This is a genomic window from Streptococcus oralis subsp. oralis, assembly GCF_002096595.1.
In the GTDB taxonomy this organism is placed as follows: domain Bacteria; phylum Bacillota; class Bacilli; order Lactobacillales; family Streptococcaceae; genus Streptococcus; species Streptococcus oralis_D.
This window is the reverse complement of the sequence record NZ_NCUR01000010.1, coordinates 177,696-197,846: the sequence shown is the minus strand read 5'-3', so window position 1 is coordinate 197,846 and position 20,151 is coordinate 177,696. Positions and strand designations below refer to the sequence as shown.

The following is a 20,151-nucleotide window of genomic DNA, read 5'->3' as shown; positions in this document are numbered from 1 at the left end:
TCCTAATCCAACGACTTGACTTCCTCAGCAACTTTTTGCAGATATTTTTGTCTTGTAGAATTTGTATTCACCTCACGCCCTAACTCACCCAAAATTGAAACTTTCGTTGTTTTGATTCCACAATGATTCAGGACAGCATTCTTTAATACTGATATTCCATAACTGTCTGGGATATTGATAGGACCTGAAAATACTTTGTACCACCATGTTGGTGCCATGGATGTTGCGTAAATACTGGCTGTTTTTCCTTTTAGTAACTTCTTAAACTGCTGACCTCTTAAGTAATTCCAAATAAAACTTCCTTGATTATTGGCAGAGTACGCAATTCCTGGCATGAAAACACGATCAATCCAACCCTTCAATAAACTAGGCATACTACTCCACCAAATTGGATAAACAAAAATGAAATGATCTGCCCACTGAATTAATTCCTGAGAGCGAAGTATGAAAGAGTCCTCTTCCATACGTTTTCGATAACCATAACGTAACACAGGATCAAAATCTATCTCATTTAGGTTAATAGATTCAAGCTCAGGATGATTTGAGTCAATATTTTCTACAATCGTTCGAAAAATTTCTTGACAGAAACTTCCCTTGTCAGGATGTCCATTGATGACTAAAATTTTCATTCGTTTTCTCCTTCACTACCCCAACGCCTTCACTTCCAGCATCATATCGCGGATCTGAGCAGCCAGTTCAAAGTCAAGCACTTCGACGGCTTCTTGCATTTGTTTTTCGAGTTTCTTGACGAGTTCCTTACGTTCTTGTTTGTTGAGGCTATTGATATCGACTTCCTTGTCCTCTTCCTTAGCAACTGCCTTAGTTACAGCAATCAGGTCACGGATTTCTTTCTTGATTGTCTGAGGTACGATACCATGCTCTTCATTATAAGACATCTGGATTTTCCGACGACGAGCCGTTTCATCAATAGCACGTTGCATAGACTGGGTCACCGTGTCTGCATACATGATGACATGCCCTTCGCTATTGCGAGCAGCACGTCCAATGGTCTGAATCAATCCACGTTCGTTACGAAGGAAACCTTCCTTGTCAGCATCTAGAATAGCAACCAAGCTTACCTCAGGAACGTCAATCCCTTCGCGGAGCAGATTGATTCCGACCAAAACATCAAAAACACCCAAACGTAGGTCACGGATAATCTCCGTCCGCTCCAAGGTTTTGATATCCGAGTGCATATACTTGACCTTGATGCCCATTTCTTTGAAGTAGTCGGTCAAGTCTTCTGCCATCTTCTTGGTCAAGGTTGTGATAAAGGTTCGTTCATTCTTTTCAACACGGGCATTGATTTCACCTAGGAGGTCATCAATCTGTCCCATAGTTGGACGGACTTCCACTTCAGGATCCAAGAGCCCTGTTGGACGAATGATTTGCTCGATCACTGTCTCGGTCTGTTCATTTTCATAGTCACCTGGTGTCGCTGAAACGTATACAATCTGATGCACATGACTCTCAAACTCCTCCCGACGGAGAGGACGATTATCTAAGGCAGACGGCAAACGGAAACCATAATTGACCAACATTTCCTTACGAGAACGGTCTCCATTGTACATGCCCTTTATTTGCCCCATAGTCATGTGACTTTCATCAATCATAATCAAGAAATCATCTGGGAAGAAGTCAAGAAGCGTATAAGGAGGCTCTCCTTCGCTACGACCATCCATGTGGCGTGAGTAGTTCTCAACCCCATTTGTATAACCCATCTCACGCAGCATTTCGATATCATACTCTGTCCGCTGTTTCAAACGCTGGGCTTCTAGCAGTTTGCCTTCCTTTTCAAAGACAGCTAACTGCTCCTCCAACTCTGCCTGAATCTTGGCAATAGCAACTTCCATGTGGTCGTCATTGGTCACAAAGTGAGTAGCAGGGAAAATCGCCAGATGATCCACTTCTCCCAATACCTGACCCGTCAGAGCCTCAACTTCTCGGATACGGTCAATCTCATCACCGAAAAATTCTACTCGAAAGGCATGCTCATCACGGGAAGCTGGGAAAATCTCCACCACATCCCCTCGAACGCGAAATCTTCCCCGTTGGAAATCAATATCATTGCGTTCAAACTGAATATCAACCAAGTCATTCAAGAGTTTATCACGAGAAATCTCCAGACCTGGACGAAGACTAACAACACTATCAGAATATTCCTTGGGCGAACCCAAACCATAGATACAAGAGACAGAAGCTACGACGATGACATCGTTACGCTCCAGAAGAGCTGAAGTCGCTGAGTGTCGAAGCTTGTCAATCTCATCATTGACCGAGCTATCCTTCTCAATATAGGTATCGCTCGAAGGGACATAGGCCTCTGGTTGATAATAATCATAGTAGGATACGAAGTACTCGACTGCATTTTCAGGGAAAAATTCCTTGAACTCTCCATAGAGCTGCCCAGCTAGCGTTTTGTTATGGGCAATGACCAAAGTTGGTTTATTAACTTTGGAAATGACCTGACTCATGGTATAGGTCTTCCCTGTACCCGTCGCCCCCATCAAAATTTGGGCCTTCTCTCCACCTTCGATATTGTCAACCAACTGCTCAATCGCTTGGGGTTGATCTCCTGAAGGTTGGTATTTTGATACTAGTTTAAATTTATTATCTGTAATTCTATTAATCATGATTGCCTCATCTGCATTTTTCTATCCTTCTATTTTACCATAAATTTACTTTTCAGACTCTACTCTAGGTTGATAAGAGTGAGTATTTCATGTTACATTTCCTTACATAAAATCCATAAAATTTGCCTTTTCATTCATTTTCTGATATAATGGGAAAATATTCGGAAAAGGAGACTAAAAATGAAGAAAAAAATACTAGCATGTTTGCTCATTTTATTTCCCATTTTCTCACTAGGTATGGCAAAAGCTGATACTGTTAAGATTGTGTCTGATACAGCTTACGCACCTTTTGAGTTTAAAGATTCAGATCAAACCTATAAAGGGATTGATGTTGATATTATCAATAAAGTCGCAGAAATCAAAGGATGGAACATCCAAATGTCTTATCCCGGCTTTGACGCAGCTGTAAATGCAGTGCAGTCAGGTCAAGCAGATGCTATTATGGCAGGTATGACAAAAACAAAAGAACGCGAAAATGTCTTTACCATGTCTGATACCTATTATGATACAAAAGTTGTCATTGCTACCACAAAGGCAAATAAAATCACCAAATATGAGGAACTTAGCGGGAAAACAGTTGGAGTTAAGAACGGAACTGCCGCTCAACGTTTCCTCGAAAGTATCAAAGATAAATACGGTTTCTCTATCAAAACCTTTGATACAGGTGATTTGATGAATAACAGTCTAAGTGCTGGTGCTGTGAACGCCATCATGGATGATAAACCTGTTATTGAGTATGCGATTAACCAAGGACAAGATCTCAGCATCAATATGGATGGCGAGGCTGTTGGAAGCTTTGCTTTTGGTGTCAAGAAAGGGAGCAAGTATGAACACTTGGTTACCGAGTTTAACGAAGCCCTAGCACAAATGAAGAAGGATGGTAGCTTGGAGCAAATCATCCAAAAGTGGACGGCTTCTAAAACTACGGCAAGCCCAACAATAACTACTGCTGCTGGACAAAAAGCTACTCCTGTGAAAAGCAAGTATATTATTGCCAGCGACTCATCTTTCGCCCCATTCGTCTTTCAAAATTCAAGCAATCAATACACCGGTATTGATATGGATCTTATCAAGGCCATTGCCAAAGATCAAGGTTTTGAAATTGAGATTACCAATCCAGGATTTGATGCAGCCATTAGTGCTGTTCAAGCTGGACAAGCAGATGGTATCATTGCTGGTATGTCTGTAACAGATGCTCGTAAGGAAACCTTCGACTTCTCAGAATCATACTACACAGCAAATACGATTCTCGGTGTGAAAGAATCAAGCACAATTGCTTCTTATGAAGACCTCAAGGATAAAACTGTCGGTGTTAAAAACGGAACTGCTTCTCAAACGTTCCTTACTGAAAATCAAAGCAAATACGGCTATAAGATTAAAACTTTCGCAGATGGCGCTTCTATGTATGACAGTCTGAATACTGGATCTATTGATGCCGTGATGGATGATGAGCCAGTTCTCAAATATTCTATCAGCCAAGGGCAAAAATTGAAAACGCCAATCGCTGGAACTCCAATCGGTGAAACAGCCTTTGCGGTTAAAAAAGGAACAAATCCAGAATTGATCCAGATGTTCAATAATGGACTTGCGAACCTCAAAGCTAACGGTGAATTCCAAAAGATTCTTGACAAGTATCTAGCTAGCGAAACTTCAACTGACTCTACAAGTACAGTTGACGAAACTACTATCTGGGGCTTGCTTCAAAACAACTACAAACAACTCCTTAGTGGACTTGGAATCACTCTTGCTCTAGCTCTTATCTCATTTGCAATTGCCATTGTCATCGGGATTATCTTTGGTATGTTTAGCGTTAGCCCATACAAATCACTTCGTCTGATCTCTGAGATTTTCGTTGACGTTATCCGTGGTATCCCATTGATGATTCTTGCAGCCTTCATCTTCTGGGGTATTCCAAACTTCATCGAGTCCATTACAGGCCAACAAAGTCCAATCAATGACTTTGTAGCTGGTACTATCGCCCTCTCACTCAATGCAGCTGCTTATATCGCTGAAATTGTTCGTGGTGGGATCCAAGCTGTTCCAGTTGGCCAAATGGAGGCCAGCCGCAGTCTTGGTATCTCTTACGGAAAAACCATGCGTAAGATTATCTTGCCACAAGCAACTAAATTGATGTTGCCAAACTTTGTCAACCAATTCGTTATCGCTCTTAAAGATACAACCATCGTCTCTGCTATCGGTTTGGTTGAACTCTTCCAAACTGGTAAGATCATCATCGCCCGTAACTACCAAAGTTTCAAGATGTATGCAATCCTTGCTATCTTCTATCTTGTAATTATCACGCTTTTGACTAGACTAGCGAAACGCTTAGAAAAGAGGATTCGTTAATGGCAAAACTAAAAATTGATGTAAATGATTTGCATAAGTATTATGGAAAAAACGAAGTTTTAAAAGGAATTACAACTAAATTCTATGAAGGAGATGTTGTCTGTATCATCGGTCCTTCCGGTTCTGGTAAATCCACATTCCTCCGTAGCCTTAACCTTCTTGAGGAGGTAACGAGTGGCCACATCACAGTAAATGGTTATGATCTGACTGAAAAATCAACCAATGTCGACCATGTTCGCGAAAACGTGGGAATGGTCTTCCAACATTTCAACCTCTTCCCTCACATGTCCGTCCTAGAAAATATCACTTTTGCTCCTATTGAACACAAACGAATGACCAAAGAAGAAGCTGAAAAATTGGGGATGGAGTTGCTGGAGAAAGTCGGTCTTGCAGACAAAGCTAATGCTAACCCAGATAGCCTTTCAGGTGGTCAGAAACAGCGTGTAGCTATCGCTCGTGGACTTGCCATGAATCCTGATATCATGCTCTTTGATGAGCCAACTTCCGCTCTTGACCCTGAAATGGTTGGAGATGTACTGAATGTTATGAAGGAATTGGCAGAACAAGGCATGACCATGATTATCGTAACCCATGAGATGGGATTTGCTCGTCAGGTTGCCAACCGCGTTATCTTTACGGCTGATGGTGAATTCCTGGAAGATGGAACTCCAGATCAAATCTTCGATAACCCGCAACACCCTCGTCTAAAAGAGTTCTTGGACAAGGTCTTAAATGTATAAAACAAAACTGTAAGGTTCTCCTTACAGTTTTTTAATTGCGTATTGGATTTTTTGTTTTTTTTGAAAATTATGATAAAATAAAAACTATGATAATGAGGAAATCTCATCCCTAGTCCAACTAGGAAAAAATATAGAAATTAGGTAGCTAGATGTCATCAAAGGTTATTGTTACAATTTTCGGTGCGAGTGGAGATTTAGCTAAACGCAAACTCTACCCTTCCCTTTTCAGACTCTATAAATCAGGCAATCTCTCTGAGCATTTTGCTGTTATCGGAACAGCTCGTAGACCTTGGAGTAAGGAATATTTTGAATCTGTAGTTGTTGAGTCCATCCTTGATTTGGCAGATAGTACCGAGCAAGCCCAAGAATTTGCCAGCCACTTCTACTATCAAAGCCATGATGTGAATGATACGGAACATTACATTGCTTTGCGTCAATTACAAGCTGAGCTCAACGAAAAATACCAAGCTGAACACAATAAGCTCTTCTTCTTGTCTATGGCACCTCAGTTCTTTGGAACCATTGCCAAGCACCTCAAATCTGAAAACATTGTTGATGGCAAAGGTTTTGAGCGCTTGATCGTTGAGAAACCATTTGGTACAGACTACGAAACAGCTAGCATACTCAACGAAGATCTCCTTGCGGCCTTCGATGAAGAGCAAATCTACCGTATCGACCATTACCTAGGTAAAGAGATGATTCAGAGTATCTTTGCTGTTCGTTTTGCCAACATGATCTTTGAGAATGTTTGGAATCGCGAACACATCGATAATGTTCAGATTACCTTTGCGGAACGTTTGGGTGTAGAAGAACGCGGTGGCTACTACGATCAATCTGGTGCCCTTCGTGATATGGTGCAAAACCATACTCTCCAACTTCTCTCTCTTCTAGCCATGGACAAACCAGCTAGCTTTACAAAGGATGAGATTCGTGCTGAAAAGATAAAGGTCTTTAAAAACCTCTATCATCCAACTGAGGAAGAATTGAAAGAACAGTTTATCCGTGGTCAGTACCGCTCTGGTAAAATCGATGGTATGAAATACATTTCCTATCGAAGCGAGCCAAATGTCGATCCTGAATCTACAACAGAAACCTTTGCATCTGGCGCCTTCTTTGTAGATAGCGATCGTTTCCGTGGTGTTCCCTTTTTCTTCCGTACAGGGAAACGCCTGACCGAAAAAGGAACTCACGTCAATATCGTCTTTAAGCAAATGGACTCTATCTTTGGAGAACCATTAGCACCAAATATCTTGACCATCTATATCCAACCAACTGAAGGATTCTCTCTTAGCTTAAATGGGAAACAAGTCGGTGAAGAATTCAATCTGGCACCAAGCTCTCTAGATTACCGTACAGATGCTACTGCTACTGGAGCCTCACCAGACCCATACGAGAAATTAATCTACGATGTTTTGAACAACAACTCAACCAATTTTAGCCACTGGGATGAGGTAAGTGCTTCTTGGAAATTGATTGACCGTATCGAAGAGCTCTGGGCAGAAAACGGAGCTCCACTCTACGATTATAAAGCTGGAAGCATGGGGCCACAAGCTAGCTTTGAATTACTTGAGAAGTATGGAGCTAAATGGACCTGGCAACCAGATATCGCCTATCGTGAAGATGGCCGTTTAGAATAGCAAAAATATCCTGCAAGTCAATCTTGCAGGATATTTATTTTGTATTAAATCAAGCCTTCTAAGAGACCCTTCATAAAGTTTTCTGAGTTGAATTCCCCAATATCATCAATTTTTTCACCGAAACCAATCAATTTTACAGGGATATTGAGTTCTTCGCGGATAGCCAGAACAACACCACCTCGGGCAGTTCCGTCAATTTTTGTCAAAACAATACCTGTCAATGGTGTTATCTTCGAAAATTCCTTAGCTTGTACCAAGGCGTTCTGTCCAGTTGAAGCATCGAGTGCCAGGAAAGTTTCATGAGGTGCTTCAGGAACGACACGTTTGATAATGCGACCAATCTTTTCCAACTCGGCCATAAGGTTGTCCTTGTTTTGCAGACGGCCTGCTGTATCAATCATAAGGATATCAATTCCTTCTGCTACAGCACGTTCCATCCCATCAAATACCACACTTGCTGGATCAGCCTTTTCAGGTCCCGTCACAACAGGAACATCCACACGACGGCCCCATTCTACTAGCTGGGCAACGGCGCCAGCACGGAAGGTATCTGCCGCAACCAACATGACTTTCTTGCCAGCTTGTTTGTAGCGATGAGCCAATTTCCCGATAGAAGTTGTTTTCCCAACACCATTGACTCCGACAAAGAGCATGACTGTCAAACCATCTTGGAAATGGATTTGTTCATCGTAGTTGCCATCCTTCTCATAGAGCTCGACCAATTTCTCGATAATGACACGACGGAGCGCGTCAGGCTTCTTAGCATTTTCGAGTTTAGCTTCATAGCGTAGTTCTTCTGTTAAGTTTGAAGCGACTTGCACACCGACGTCGCTCATGATGAGCAGTTCTTCCAATTCTTCGAAGAATTCTTCATCGACTGAACGGAAGTTGGCAAAGAAAGCATTCAAACGAGCTCCGAATCCCGTACGGGTTTTCTTGAGACTGCGGTCATATTTTTCCTGAACGGTTTCCTCAACCTGAGGAAGTTCTTCTTCAGTTTCTAGATACTCTTGGCTCTCTTCTTCTAAAACTTCTTCCAGCTCTTGGAGTTGTTCCAATTCATCAGCTTCTAGCTCAAGATCTTCCTGAGCAATTTCTTCGACTGCTTCTGGTTCAATAACTTCTTCTGTCAAGATCTGAGGGGTTTCTTCCACTTTGTCTCTTGCTGTCACTTCCTGAGAAGTTTCTTCGACTGCCGTTTGGTTTTCCTCAACTTCTTCTGACAAATCAAGATTTTCCAGAGCTTCTTTTACAATATCTTCGATTTTCGGCTCTTCTTTTTTTCCGAATAGACGGTCAAATAATCCCATATTTTAGTTCTCCTTTAGCACGTATTCTTCGATAGCCCAGGCAACGGCTTCCTCGTCGTTGGTCATTGGGGTAATCACATTGGCAACTTCCTTAACTGCTGGAACAGCATTTTGCATAGCAACTCCCAGACCTGCCCATTCAATCATGGAAAGGTCATTGGCCTCGTCCCCACAAGCCATGACTTGACTTTGGTCGATTCCTAAGTGTTTAATTAATTTCGCTAAACCTGTTGCCTTGTGGACGTTTTTCGGCGACCATTCCAATAAGAGTTCACGCGATTTGAAGATTTCATATTGGTCAAACAATTCTGGAGAAATCTGTTGAATCGCTGCATCCAAAGGTTCTTGGGCAAAAGCAGTCACGCATTTATTATACGTCATCTGACTAGATAGATCTTCAAAAGCGACAGGTACGAAAGTCAGGGCTGGGTTGAACTTAGCATAGAGACTTTCTTGGTCTGACTGGATTTGATAGACGGTTCCTTCTGAAATAGCATCTAACGGTAATCCGAGTTTTTCAGTTTCCTCGTACAAGCGTGCCACATCGTCGATTGAAAAGACGGTTTTATCGAGAATCTCCCCTGTATTTTTCTGTACTAGACCACCATTAAAGGTGATGGTGTACTCATCCTCCTGACCATCAGTCCCTAGCTCATGGAGAAAGAAATCCATAGCCTTCAGAGGACGTCCCGTTGTCAGAACGACCTTGATGTCACGGTCACGCGCAGCTTTGAGGACCGCCTTGGTACGATCTGTCAGCTTTTTATCCGTTGTCAGCAAAGTACCGTCCAAATCCAGTGCAATCAATTTAATATCTGCCATTACAAACCCTCCATATAAGCCATCACTGATTGGTCCTTATGGTGGCCAATCACTGCTTCTGCTAATTCTAAAATTTCTGGTCGCGCATTTTCAGGAGCGATGGGGTGCCCCACTACCTGCATCATGTGAAGGTCATTGAGATTATCGCCAAAAGCCATAACCTGATCCATGGTCAGACCAAGTTTTTTTGCCAGCTCATCAATAGCTACACCCTTATCAACATAGTCCAAGACAATATCAATGGATTCAAAACCAGTTGTCATGGCTTTCACACCAGGAACATTTTCGTTGACCCAGGCCTCACCAACTTCTATCGTTTCTTCTGTGAAGTTGGTGGTGAATTTAAAAATCTCATCTGTGATATCTTCCAAACGTGATACTTTTTGAATGTTCTCATTGTAGTGACTACTTAACTTTAGATAGGTTTCATCCACTGTTTCCAATACATAACAAGCTTTTTTCCCTGTCAGAAGCATTTTTCTTTCATCAAAATAGGGTGATTTCTTTAAAGCTTCAAAAGTACTCAAGTAAAAGTCGCGAGACATCGTAGCCTCGTACATATCCTCACCATGAAACTCAACGTAGCTGCCATTTTCAGCTATAAAAATCACTTCGTCACGCACATCCGCAAATAGCTTTTTAAGGGACAAGATACCGCGACCCGAGGCCACTGCAAAATAAATCCCCTTTTCCTTGTAGGAAACAAGCAATTTTTTGAGGCGTTCCATATCAAACCGACCCTCTCCATCTAGAAAGGTTCCATCCATATCGGTTGCTACAAGTTTAATCATAAAATCCTTCATTCTCCAATTGATAAATCTATCTTCTATTATACCATAGATAAGTTTAAAAAGGTCCAGTACAGTAGGATAGCACTACTTTTTCGGAGAAACTTCAAAGGGCATAAAAATTAGAATAGTAGAACTTTTTTCAGATAGTTTAAAAAGTTTGTATTCCCCTACCCTTTTCTCTATAATGGAGAGAAAGGAGATGACTATGATTGAAATAAAACATGAAATTGATGCAAACTTTGCAGGCCGACTCAATATCCTACGCGCAGGTGTTCTGGGTGCCAATGATGGGATTATTTCCATCGCTGGAGTTGTTATCGGTGTTGCCAGTGCGACAAGCAATATCTGGATTATCTTTTTATCAGGTTTGGCTGCTATCCTCGCTGGTGCTTTTTCTATGGCAGGTGGCGAATATGTCTCTGTATCCACTCAGAAAGACACGGAAGAAGCCGCTGTCGCTAGAGAGCAACTACTCTTGGATAAGGACATGGAATCTGCAAAACAATCCCTCTATGCTGCTTACTTACAAAATGGTGAGTGTGAAACGTCCGCCCAACTTTTGACCAACAAGGCCTTTTTAAAAAATCCACTCAAAGCCTTGGTTGAGGAAAAATACGGTATCGAGTACGAAGAGTTTACCAATCCTTGGCATGCTGCGATCTCTAGCTTTATCGCCTTTGTACTGGGAAGCCTTCCTCCTATGATTTCAATCACCGTCTTTCCAAGCGATTATCGCATTCCTGCTACTGTTTTTATCGTGGCCCTTTCCCTTCTTGTCACTGGCTATACCAGTGCTAAACTAGGCAAGGCACCTACGAAAACTGCTATGATCCGTAACCTCTGTATCGGACTTCTGACCATGGGAGTAACCTTCCTCTTGGGACAACTCTTCAGCATTTAAGATAAAGAAATACCTCGATGAATATCGAGGTATCTTTTTTTTACATTTGCACAATCTTGCGATAGCTTCTTGAGGTAATCATAAAGATTAAGACATAGACGATGAGGAAGATAGCACAGATGGATAAAGTGACAGTCAACATCATGGTCGCATCTAGCACCCCAATTACTTTTAGGATGAGGCTAAGCATATGATAGGCAAAGGCAAGGTGTAGGAAGGCAAAGAGCAATGGGAGGAAGAAAACAGTTAGGACCTGTTTATTGATGGTTTGCTTGATTTGCTTTTGATCGAGACCGACTTTTTGCAAAATGATAAAGCGTTCACGATCTTCATAGCCTTCAGAGATTTGTTTGTAGTAGATGACAAGAACCGTTCCCACCATAAAGATGATAGAGAGGAAGATACCGATGAAGAAAACTCCACCAAAGAGAGCACTCATCTGCGCACTACTATCAGCCAGATTGCTTCCGTAAACATAGCTTCCTTCTTTGTTTAGTTCTCTATTAAAGTTGTTAACGAATTTTGAATAGTCATCTGCAATTTTAAGCTGCTCTTCCTCACTAGCCGTTACATTCATACCACCATAGTATTGATTAAAGATGGAAGAATTAGGATGCTGGTCAAGAAAGGCTTTCAAGTCAGGAACAACCAAATAGTTATAATCCGAAGTTAGAATATTGTACTGATTTGGGACATGTTCAAGAATAAAATCTTTTTTGATTTCTTCTTTGATCGTGTAGGTCTGGTCATTCAGAGTCAGTTCTTTTTGACCTTGAAGTTGCTTGTTTTGAGCAAACAATCCAACTTCCTTACCTGAAAGTGCAAGTTTCTGTCCTGTCATATTCTCATAGTCTTTTTGGTCAAAGACCATAAAAATAGTTTTCGGTTGAACACGATTTTGACCCTTCTCAAAAATTGTCAATTTCGTACCTTCTTGATTTGCCACACCAAAGTTACTGTATGTAAGGACTTCTTTCTTTGTGACAGTCAATCCTTTTTCACTAGCATACTGGCTCAAGAGTTTTTCGATATCTTCTTTTTCAACATTCTGTCCTGTAATCCCAAAATCATGTGGATTCATGACCTTCTTGAAGTTTTCTGATGCCTTAAAGATACTTGTTGCAGCAGACATAGTCACTAAGACCATGGTTGAGAGAATAGCAATCGTCGCCAGACCAACCGCATTTTTCTTCATACGGAAAATGAGATTGGATACGGAAATCATGTTGTTGGGTTGGTAATAATAACGCTTGTTTTTCTTTAAGATTTGTAAGAAAACTGTAATCCCTGCATTGAAGAGAAGATAAGTTCCCAAAATTACTAACAAAACTGCTACGAAGAAAATCAGAACAGCAGAAAGTGGGTTTTCGACTGTTACTGCTAGATAGTAACCCGCTCCCAAACTAATCAGACCTAGAATGGTTTGGACACCTAAGAAACGTCCTTTTTTCTCACCACTGGCCTTCTCACGAGAGAGCTGAAGGGCATTCATGCGTGCAATACGAAAGGCATTGATAAAAATCAGACCTAGGAAGATAGCTCCAAAGACGATGAGAACTAGGATAAAGACAATTGGTTGGAAAGTCGAAACGAGCTCCACTTTCATCTTCATCAGCTTCAGAAGAAGGGCGAAGATTAGCTTATCAAAGAGAGCTCCTAGACCGAGACCAGCTGTCAAGGTTAAGGAACCAAAAATAAGAAGCTCCTTAAAAACCATACTGATCAAATGGCGCTTTTCGAGACCCAGCATACCATATACACCCAGCTCCTTGGAGCGGTTCTTCATGACAAAACTATTGGCATAAAGTACAATAATTCCAGAAGCGATGGTAACAACCACCATACCGAGGGCAAGCGTCATAGAGATAGTTTCTCCCCCTCGGATCTTGCCAATGTTAGGATTAAGCGACAGTGAGTAAAAGAGATAGGTGATGGTCACTGCTAAGAGAACAGCTAAAGCAAAGGGATAGTAGAGTTTGCGGTTTTTGATCAAGTTGGATACCGCTAACTTATTGGTTAATCGGAACATACTAATTCACCTCGCTTGCCATAACAGTCAAAGTATCAGAGATTTCTTGGAACATCTGACGCTCTGTCTTGTCTCCACGGTAGATTTGGTTGTAAAGAATGCCGTCTTTGATAAAGAGAACGCGCTTGGCCCTGCTGGCTGCTGCCGTTGAGTGAGTTACCATGAGAATGGTTTGGCCACGTTCATTGATTTCATCAAATACATCCAGAAGTGCTGCAGATGACTTGGAGTCAAGGGCTCCTGTTGGCTCATCGGCAAGGAGAATTTCAGGTTCTGTGATGATGGCGCGTGCTACTGCTACCCGTTGCTTTTGACCACCAGAAATCTCATAAGGGTACTTCTCTTGCAATTGGTTTATGCCCAAATTTTCAGCTGTTACCACCAATTTCTTCATCATCTCCGTGATGGGTTTTCGTGATAAAACTAGCGGAAGCAAGATATTGTCCTTAACAGATAAGGTATCTAGCAAGTTAAAGTCTTGGAAGACAAATCCCAACTTCTCACGACGGAAACTCGAAGCCTGTGAATTTTTAATAGTGGCTGTGTCGGTTCCATTCAGGTAAACCTGCCCACGAGTTGGTTTATCCAGCATAGCTAGAATGTTGAGCAGGGTTGACTTTCCTGAACCAGACTCTCCCATGATAGCCACGTAGTCACCCTTTTCCACGGTAAAGTGAATATCCTTGAGGGCCTCTACTTGGTTGCCTTGGAAACGTGTTTTGTAGATTTTTTGAACGTGTTTTACATCTAAAAGTGTCATGATTTTCTCCTTCTTAATATCCCATCATTTGAAACTGTGCTTGCATCATAGCGCATCCCAGTTGAACACGCTCGATATCTTTTTGACTTGGTTTTCTTGTTTTCTTTTGTAAAATTCTTTTCATGGTTTTGCTCCTTTGTTCTTTATGAGTCTAGTTTATCGCAAAAAAAGACGGCTTGCCATAATCTAACCTTACAAAAGAGACTTTAATCTTACATTTTTGTAAGATTGAAGAATATTTATGAAAATAGCTACTATAAAAAGCCATAGTATTGCTTGTTTTATCCTTAAAATAATAGTAAAATTAAATTATGAAAAGGCTTTCTTTGACGTCTTGTAAAAGAATTAGCTTTCTGATAATTATTTTTAAAAGTGCTAAACTATCATTCGTATCGCTGCTATAAGGAGGGAGGTTCAGCCCCTCTTTTTTAGAAAGAGGTTCCTATGAAACGTGTTTTTCTCTTTATCAGCAATCTTCTTTTAACTTTCTTTCTCATTGCCACTCTGTCCTTTTGGAAAGACTCTCTTCCACAAATCCTGTTCCCGGGTGCAGCAGTATTAAGTGGGCAAGCAGATTATTCTACCGTTAAAGAAGAATTAAATAGTCTTGCTAAAGAACATAATAGTCTTATCGCAAGAACCATTTGGGAAGTAGATAGTGATGGAAAATCACAAACTTACTACGAAGTTTTTGGAGATGGGAAACTCCCAGACTGGATGCCTCCAGCAAGTCAAGAAAGCATTCACAAGAGCGATCTTCTCAACAACTACAATATTATCAGCGGATCCCTAACTAGTCAAGAATTGGCCACTCATCTGAAAGAACTTGGACTAGAAAAAGCGAATGCATTTGAAAATGACAGAGTATCCTTTGTACTTGCCCTCTTTACCCAACCTAATCAGCTTACCAGTATGTTAATCTTTTTGCTGACTTTCTTAGCTTTGATTGTTATTGGCCAAATTCAATCTCTCTCTCAGTCAGGGATTCGATTGATTTCTGGAGAACGACTGAGCCATCTCTTCTTTCGTTCTCTCGCAAGAGACGGACTTGATATCCTTCTTTTTGGTCTACCTGCTTTGCTGATAGCAAGTGTCTTGCTCGTTTCCCTAGGATATCCTTATGAAGTTCAGACTTTTCTAGGAATACTTTTTATTCTTTACAATAGCCTACTTCTCTTACTTAGTCTTCTAATTGCCTTTCTTTTTACCATTTCTTTAAAAAAAGTCCATCTCCTCTCTATCATCAAAGGAAAATTACCAATCAAGTCAATTCTACGCATTCTCTACTTTGGTCAGGTACTTGCCATTCTACTGGTTATTGTAGGATTTGGACGTATGTCTACTTACTATCATATACTTGAGAAAAATGAGGCTGGACAAGCTACTTGGGAACAACGCTCCAATGTTGTTACTCTTCAAACAGGGCGTTCCAGTCAGATGAAAAATTTAGATGAACTGCAGACAAATGCTGATAAATGGTTTGACTTTATTCAGCATGCTATAGATAATGAGAATGCCTTCCTTATTAAACATAATCTAGTTGAGCAAGCTCTTAAGCAAGCTATCTCAAATCATAATGAAACTGAAAATAACCCTTATGGTGTGGAAGGAAAAAATATTCTCTATGTAACACCTAACTACTTCAAAAAAGAAGGTATAAAGTTAACATCAGAAACCTTTCAAAAAATCAACACCCTCAAAGATGGACAGATCCTTGCCATACTCCCAGAAGAACTACAAAAAAATGAAAAAGATATAAAAGCAAACTTGCAACAAGAGTTAACCAACCGATTATACAGTAGCAAGTCTAATCAAACTGTCGAAATTAGTATAGCTTATACCAATAAAAATAATGATGTATTTCTCTATAATACCACCCATATCGCTTATGATCAATGGTTATCAAATCCCATCTTTCTTGTGCTTTCTCCTAAAGCACTTGGTAAGGCTTCCTCCATCTTCTGGTTTACAAATCTAGAATATCTCTATTTTACAGACCTCCACCAGACACAAGAACTTTTAAAACACTATCAACTTGATCAAATGGTCTCAGGGCTATCGTCTGCTAGGGAAACCTATCTCCAGTTAAATCAAAAAATTAAAATCGAAATTTTTAGTAACTTAGCGAGTGCTATGTTTGCTATTTTGACTTCAATTTTGCTGTTTACAAGTTTAAATCTGCTCTATTTTGAAGCCTTTCGCAAAACCATATTCTTGAAAAAAATAGCAGGCTATTATTTCTTTGAATTACACAGTAGATATATCACTTCTCAAATAGCAGCTCTCTTTCTCGGAAGTGGTCTAGCTTTCATTATTTCTAAGAATATCTGGATTACCCTAATCCTATTTTTCAGCTTTTCAAGTTTAGCCGTTCTTCTATTGAAAATCTGTGATAAGAAGGAAAGTAAAACCTATGCTAGCATCATCAAAGGAGGATAGTATGATTGAATTACAACATATTTGGAAACAATTTGGTTCTCGTATTATTTTTTCAGACTTGAATCTGAATTTTCAAAGTGGTATGGTATATGCTTTGATAGGAGACAGTGGTTGTGGAAAAACCACTTTGCTCAATATGCTTGCAAAACTAGAGACTTTCGACAAAGGAGAAATCATTTATAAAGGAAAGTCTTTGACTTCTCTAAAAAATGAGGAATTCTATCGTAACGAGCTAGGTTATCTCTTCCAGAACTTCGGACTATTAGAAAGTCAGACCATTCGAGAAAACCTTGAGCTGGGACTGATTGGCAAAAAACAGAACAAGAAACAAGAAAAAGAGAGACTTCTTCTTCAAGCACTACAAGCTGTCAGACTAGATTATCTAAGTCTCAACCAAAAAATCTATGAATTATCTGGTGGTGAAGCTCAACGCGTAGCGCTTGCTAAGATTATCCTGAAAAATCCTCCTTTAGTTTTAGCTGATGAGCCTACCGCCTCGCTAGATCCAAAAAATTCCAAGGAAATTATGGAAATTCTCCTTGAACTTCGTAATGCTAATAGAACAATTATCATCGCAACTCACAATCCTAGTATTTGGAAAATGGCTGATCAGGTAATTCATCTCTCTCAAGATGGAAAAGAATATACTTAAATATCAAAATCCCTTGTGGCTAAATAACCACAAGGGATTTTCAGTCATTTATGCTGCTTCTTTTAAGTAACATAGTGCAAATAATAAATTTTCCCTGTTAAATCTCACCAAAACCAGCCATCATTGTCTTCAATGGCTTGGGCTTCCTTACGTTTGCGTGGTCCTGTTCCGTACATTTCGGCTTCGATTTCTTCCTTAGTTGGCAGGATAGAGGCAAGGATGATGTAGATTATCACACCAATTCCAAAATTTGCTACGGTAAAAATGGCGAAGAGAAAGCGGACTAGGGTTACATCAAAATTCCACTTGTCTGATAGCCCAGCTAAAACTCCTGACACCATACGATTTCGTCTCATTTTATAAAATTTTGTATTCATGATTGTTTCCTCTTTCGGTATTCTTACAAGTAGTATAGCATGAAACAGGTTCACAAACATCAGTCCTTAGGCCGATTTAAGATGACGAGTTTGCCACGGCAGACGCCACAGCGATAGCGTTTTGTATCAACCTTCCTCTTGCGTTGATAGCGTTGCTGGCAGTATTGGCACTGATAGACCAGGAAATTACTTTGGTCTTTCAAATGGGGAACAAAGCGCAGTCCATCCACTTCTTTCAAAAGTTCTTTAAAATCTCGGTCCTTATGTCGATAACCCTTTTTCTGAAAATAAAGGTGATAGTGACAGAGTTCATGGCGCACGATTTTGCGAAAGACTTCCAAACCTAGTTCATTATAAACCTTGGGATTAAAGTCCAAATGCCCATCCTTGGGGAAAAATCGTCCACCTGTCGTTCGCAGACGAGAATTCCACTGGGCTTGGTGGGTAAAAGGTCTACCAAAGTCTTCGAGGGAAACAGACTGAACGTACTCAGTCAGTTTCATCTGGAGCTAAGAGCGACAGATTGACTTTTTCACGTTCGGTATCGATTTTCTTGACCCAAACCGTTACCAAATCTCCGACTGATACCACTTGGCTGGGATGTTTGATAAATTTACGACTCATATGGGAAATATGAATCAAGCCGTCCTCGTGAATCCCGATATCAACGAAGGCACCGAAGTCAACGACATTCCGCACCACACCTTCCAGTTTCTGGCCGACTTTTAAATCCTTGATATCCAAGACATCTTGACGAAGCACAGGTGCGTCAAAGGAATCACGGAAATCTCGACCTGGTTTGAGAAGATCAGCAATGATATCTTTAAGGGTTTCTGGACCAAGTTCTAGTTCTTGCGCCATTTCTTTGACTGAAAGGGACTTGAGTTTGCTTTGAGCTTCTTCATTCAAGTCCTTGATATCCAAGCGTTTGAAGAGTTCCTTAACCGCAGCATAGTTTTCTGGGTGAACTCCAGTATTATCAAGAATATTGCTACTTTCCGGAATACGGAGGAAACCTGCAGCTTGCTCAAAGGCTTTGGCACCTAAACGAGGAACATTTTTGATTTGTGCGCGTGAAGTGATTTTCCCTTCTTCCTCACGGTATTTGACAATATTTTCAGAAATAGTTTTATTGAGTCCAGCTACGTGGGAGAGAAGTGCTGGGCTAGCTGTATTGACATTGACACCAACTTGGTTGACTACGGTATCGACGACAAAGTCCAGACTTTCAGACAGTTTCTTCTGACTGACATCGTGCTGGTATTGCCCGACACCGATTGACTTGGGATCAATTTTGACCAATTCAGCAAGAGGATCTTGCAAGCGACGGGCGATTGAGATAGCAGAGCGCTTTTCAACGGTCAAGTCTGGAAACTCCTGACGAGCTAGTTCACTAGCAGAATAGACTGAAGCACCACTTTCATTGACGATAACATAGCTGACTTCTGGAAAATCTTTAAGAACTTCCGCCACAAAGGCTTCACTTTCACGACTAGCCGTTCCATTTCCGATAGCAATAATTTCCACGCCATACTGGCCAATCAAGTCGGCTAAGTCTCGCTTGGCTTCTTCGATTTGACGAGCGGAGGCTGGTTTTACTGGATAAATGACTTGAGTCGTCAGCATTTTTCCTGTCGCATCAACGACTGCCAGCTTGGCACCTGTACGAAAGGCAGGGTCAAATCCTAAAACCACGCGCCCTTTCAGCGGAGCAACCAAGAGAAGATTGCGCAGATTGTCAGAAAAGAGTTGGATAGCTCCTTCTTCTGCCTTTTCAGTTAATTCTGTCCGAATGCGTCGTTCGATAGCAGGCAAGACCTTTTTCTTAACTGACTGTTGAACAACTTCATCTATATAGGCATTTTTCACCTTGAAACGGGCAGCAAAGAAAGATAAGATACGGTCCGTCGCATGTTCAAAGCCGACCTTCAAAATCCCTAGTTTCTCCCCACGATTGAGTGCCAAGGTACGATAACCTTGCATGTTGCCAACTGTCTCTGAAAAATCATAATAAATCTGAAAAACTTGTTTTTCATCGAGACTTTCATCTTTAACTTGCGAAGTGATTTTAGAGTGTCTCAGCACTTCCTGATAGGTCAGTGAACGCAAGGTCACATCTTCAGATAAGGCTTCGACCAAGATATCAACCGCACCAGACAGGGCTTCTTGACCAGTCGCAAATCCTTCACAGACAAACTTCTCAGCTTCTTTCTCTAAACCATTTACATTCTGCAAGATCAAGCGAGCAAGAGGAAAGAGTCCAGCTTCACGAGCAATGGTTGCCTTGGTCCGACGTTTTTCCTTATAAGGAAGATAGAGTTCTTCTACGTCTGCTAATTTCTCAGCTGCCAGGATAGCTTCTTCCAATTCCTTGGTTAGTTTGCCTTGTTCTTGAATCTTAGCTAAGACAGCTTCTTTACGATCGTTGAGATTTGTCAGACTTTTATCCAGATCAATAATGGCCTTAATCGCTACCTCATCCAGACTACCAGTCATGTCCTTGCGATAACGGGCGATAAAGGGAATTGTCGCTCCTTCAGTGGTCAAACTTAGAACGGTATCGATTTGCTTTAAGGTTACACCCAAATCTTGGGAGATTTTTTCATATTTTTTATCCATATACCTATTATACCATAAGGAACAGCCCTTGTTTCGCCCTACCCTTTTTTACCTCTTTGATTATCAAAATAATCCCTTTTCAAGAAAATAATAGT

At 40.9% G+C, this 20,151-nt stretch carries 16 protein-coding genes; 6 read left to right on the top strand and 10 right to left on the bottom strand.

Translation table 11 applies throughout. The features are described 5' to 3' along the window. Window positions 1-2 precede the first annotated feature (2 nt). Together B7714_RS05315 and uvrB are read right to left on the bottom strand one after the other, a co-directional pair. A complete protein-coding gene (locus tag B7714_RS05315) occupies window positions 3-629 on the bottom strand; it encodes an NAD(P)H-dependent oxidoreductase (RefSeq protein ID WP_084859863.1) in 627 nt (208 codons plus the stop codon). 15 nt (window positions 630-644) lie between these two features. After that, window positions 645-2,633 carry an excinuclease ABC subunit UvrB gene (gene uvrB, locus B7714_RS05310; protein WP_084859862.1) on the bottom strand — a complete coding sequence of 663 codons (1,989 nt, stop codon included), beginning with the start codon at window positions 2,631-2,633 and terminating at the stop codon, window positions 645-647. A 180-nt stretch (window positions 2,634-2,813) separates the two neighbouring features. Here uvrB and B7714_RS05305 point away from each other — a divergent pair, with 180 nt between their 5' ends. The 3 genes from B7714_RS05305 to zwf all read left to right on the top strand — a co-directional run bounded on the left by B7714_RS05305 (window position 2,814) and on the right by zwf (window position 7,356). Then, the gene (locus tag B7714_RS05305; RefSeq protein ID WP_000726959.1) at window positions 2,814-4,979 is read left to right on the top strand and encodes an ABC transporter substrate-binding protein/permease; all 2,166 of its coding nucleotides are present in this window, start codon (window positions 2,814-2,816) and stop codon (window positions 4,977-4,979) included. Next, window positions 4,979-5,719: an amino acid ABC transporter ATP-binding protein gene (locus tag B7714_RS05300; RefSeq protein WP_001096337.1), complete on the top strand. Its 741-nt coding sequence runs from the start codon at window positions 4,979-4,981 to the stop codon at window positions 5,717-5,719. Before B7714_RS05305 ends, B7714_RS05300 begins: the two co-directional genes overlap by 1 nt. A gap of 149 nt (window positions 5,720-5,868) precedes the next feature. Beyond that, window positions 5,869-7,356, top strand: coding sequence for a glucose-6-phosphate dehydrogenase (zwf, locus tag B7714_RS05295; RefSeq protein ID WP_049518786.1), 1,488 nt, complete (start codon window positions 5,869-5,871; stop codon window positions 7,354-7,356). Window positions 7,357-7,400: 44 nt separating this feature from the next. Here the strand turns inward: zwf and ftsY are convergent, their stop codons facing one another. The 3 genes from ftsY to B7714_RS05280 are packed head-to-tail and all read right to left on the bottom strand — an operon-like array spanning window position 7,401 to window position 10,279. Then, a complete protein-coding gene (gene ftsY, locus B7714_RS05290) occupies window positions 7,401-8,666 on the bottom strand; it encodes a signal recognition particle-docking protein FtsY (protein WP_084859861.1) in 1,266 nt (421 codons plus the stop codon). 3 nt (window positions 8,667-8,669) lie between these two features. Next, entirely contained in the window at window positions 8,670-9,488 is an 819-nt protein-coding gene (locus B7714_RS05285; RefSeq protein WP_000763413.1) for a Cof-type HAD-IIB family hydrolase, read from the bottom strand. Then, window positions 9,488-10,279, bottom strand: a complete 792-nt coding sequence (locus B7714_RS05280; RefSeq protein WP_084860378.1) for a Cof-type HAD-IIB family hydrolase — start codon at window positions 10,277-10,279, stop codon at window positions 9,488-9,490. Before B7714_RS05280 ends, B7714_RS05285 begins: the two co-directional genes overlap by 1 nt. A 205-nt stretch (window positions 10,280-10,484) precedes the next feature. Between B7714_RS05280 and B7714_RS05275 the strand changes: the two genes are divergently transcribed. Further along, window positions 10,485-11,180 carry a VIT1/CCC1 transporter family protein gene (locus tag B7714_RS05275; RefSeq protein ID WP_084859860.1) on the top strand — a complete coding sequence of 232 codons (696 nt, stop codon included), beginning with the start codon at window positions 10,485-10,487 and terminating at the stop codon, window positions 11,178-11,180. 40 nt (window positions 11,181-11,220) lie between these two features. Here B7714_RS05275 and B7714_RS05270 read toward each other — a convergent pair whose 3' ends face one another. Further along, complete coding sequence (locus B7714_RS05270) at window positions 11,221-13,209, bottom strand: ABC transporter permease (protein WP_000489345.1); 1,989 nt, start codon at window positions 13,207-13,209, stop codon at window positions 11,221-11,223. Window position 13,210: 1 nt separating this feature from the next. Next, the gene (locus B7714_RS05265) at window positions 13,211-13,969 is read right to left on the bottom strand and encodes an ABC transporter ATP-binding protein (protein ID WP_000173369.1); all 759 of its coding nucleotides are present in this window, start codon (window positions 13,967-13,969) and stop codon (window positions 13,211-13,213) included. Window positions 13,970-14,413: 444 nt separating this feature from the next. Between B7714_RS05265 and B7714_RS05260 the strand changes: the two genes are divergently transcribed. Further along, window positions 14,414-16,408, top strand: a complete 1,995-nt coding sequence (locus B7714_RS05260) for a DUF1430 domain-containing protein (RefSeq protein WP_084859859.1) — start codon at window positions 14,414-14,416, stop codon at window positions 16,406-16,408. Window position 16,409: 1 nt separating this feature from the next. Beyond that, window positions 16,410-17,060 carry an ABC transporter ATP-binding protein gene (locus B7714_RS05255; protein ID WP_042902206.1) on the top strand — a complete coding sequence of 217 codons (651 nt, stop codon included), beginning with the start codon at window positions 16,410-16,412 and terminating at the stop codon, window positions 17,058-17,060. 104 nt (window positions 17,061-17,164) lie between these two features. Here B7714_RS05255 and B7714_RS05250 read toward each other — a convergent pair whose 3' ends face one another. Genes B7714_RS05250 through B7714_RS05240 form a run of 3 tightly spaced genes read right to left on the bottom strand, consistent with a single transcriptional unit; the run spans window position 17,165 to window position 20,056 of the window. After that, window positions 17,165-17,437 carry a PspC domain-containing protein gene (locus B7714_RS05250; RefSeq protein ID WP_001092797.1) on the bottom strand — a complete coding sequence of 91 codons (273 nt, stop codon included), beginning with the start codon at window positions 17,435-17,437 and terminating at the stop codon, window positions 17,165-17,167. A 59-nt stretch (window positions 17,438-17,496) separates the two neighbouring features. Further along, window positions 17,497-17,940, bottom strand: coding sequence for a SprT family protein (locus B7714_RS05245; RefSeq protein WP_000778611.1), 444 nt, complete (start codon window positions 17,938-17,940; stop codon window positions 17,497-17,499). Beyond that, window positions 17,927-20,056 (bottom strand): Tex family protein, encoded by a 2,130-nt coding sequence (locus tag B7714_RS05240; RefSeq protein ID WP_084859858.1) that lies wholly within the window; start codon window positions 20,054-20,056, stop codon window positions 17,927-17,929. Before B7714_RS05240 ends, B7714_RS05245 begins: the two co-directional genes overlap by 14 nt. Window positions 20,057-20,151 lie beyond the last annotated feature (95 nt).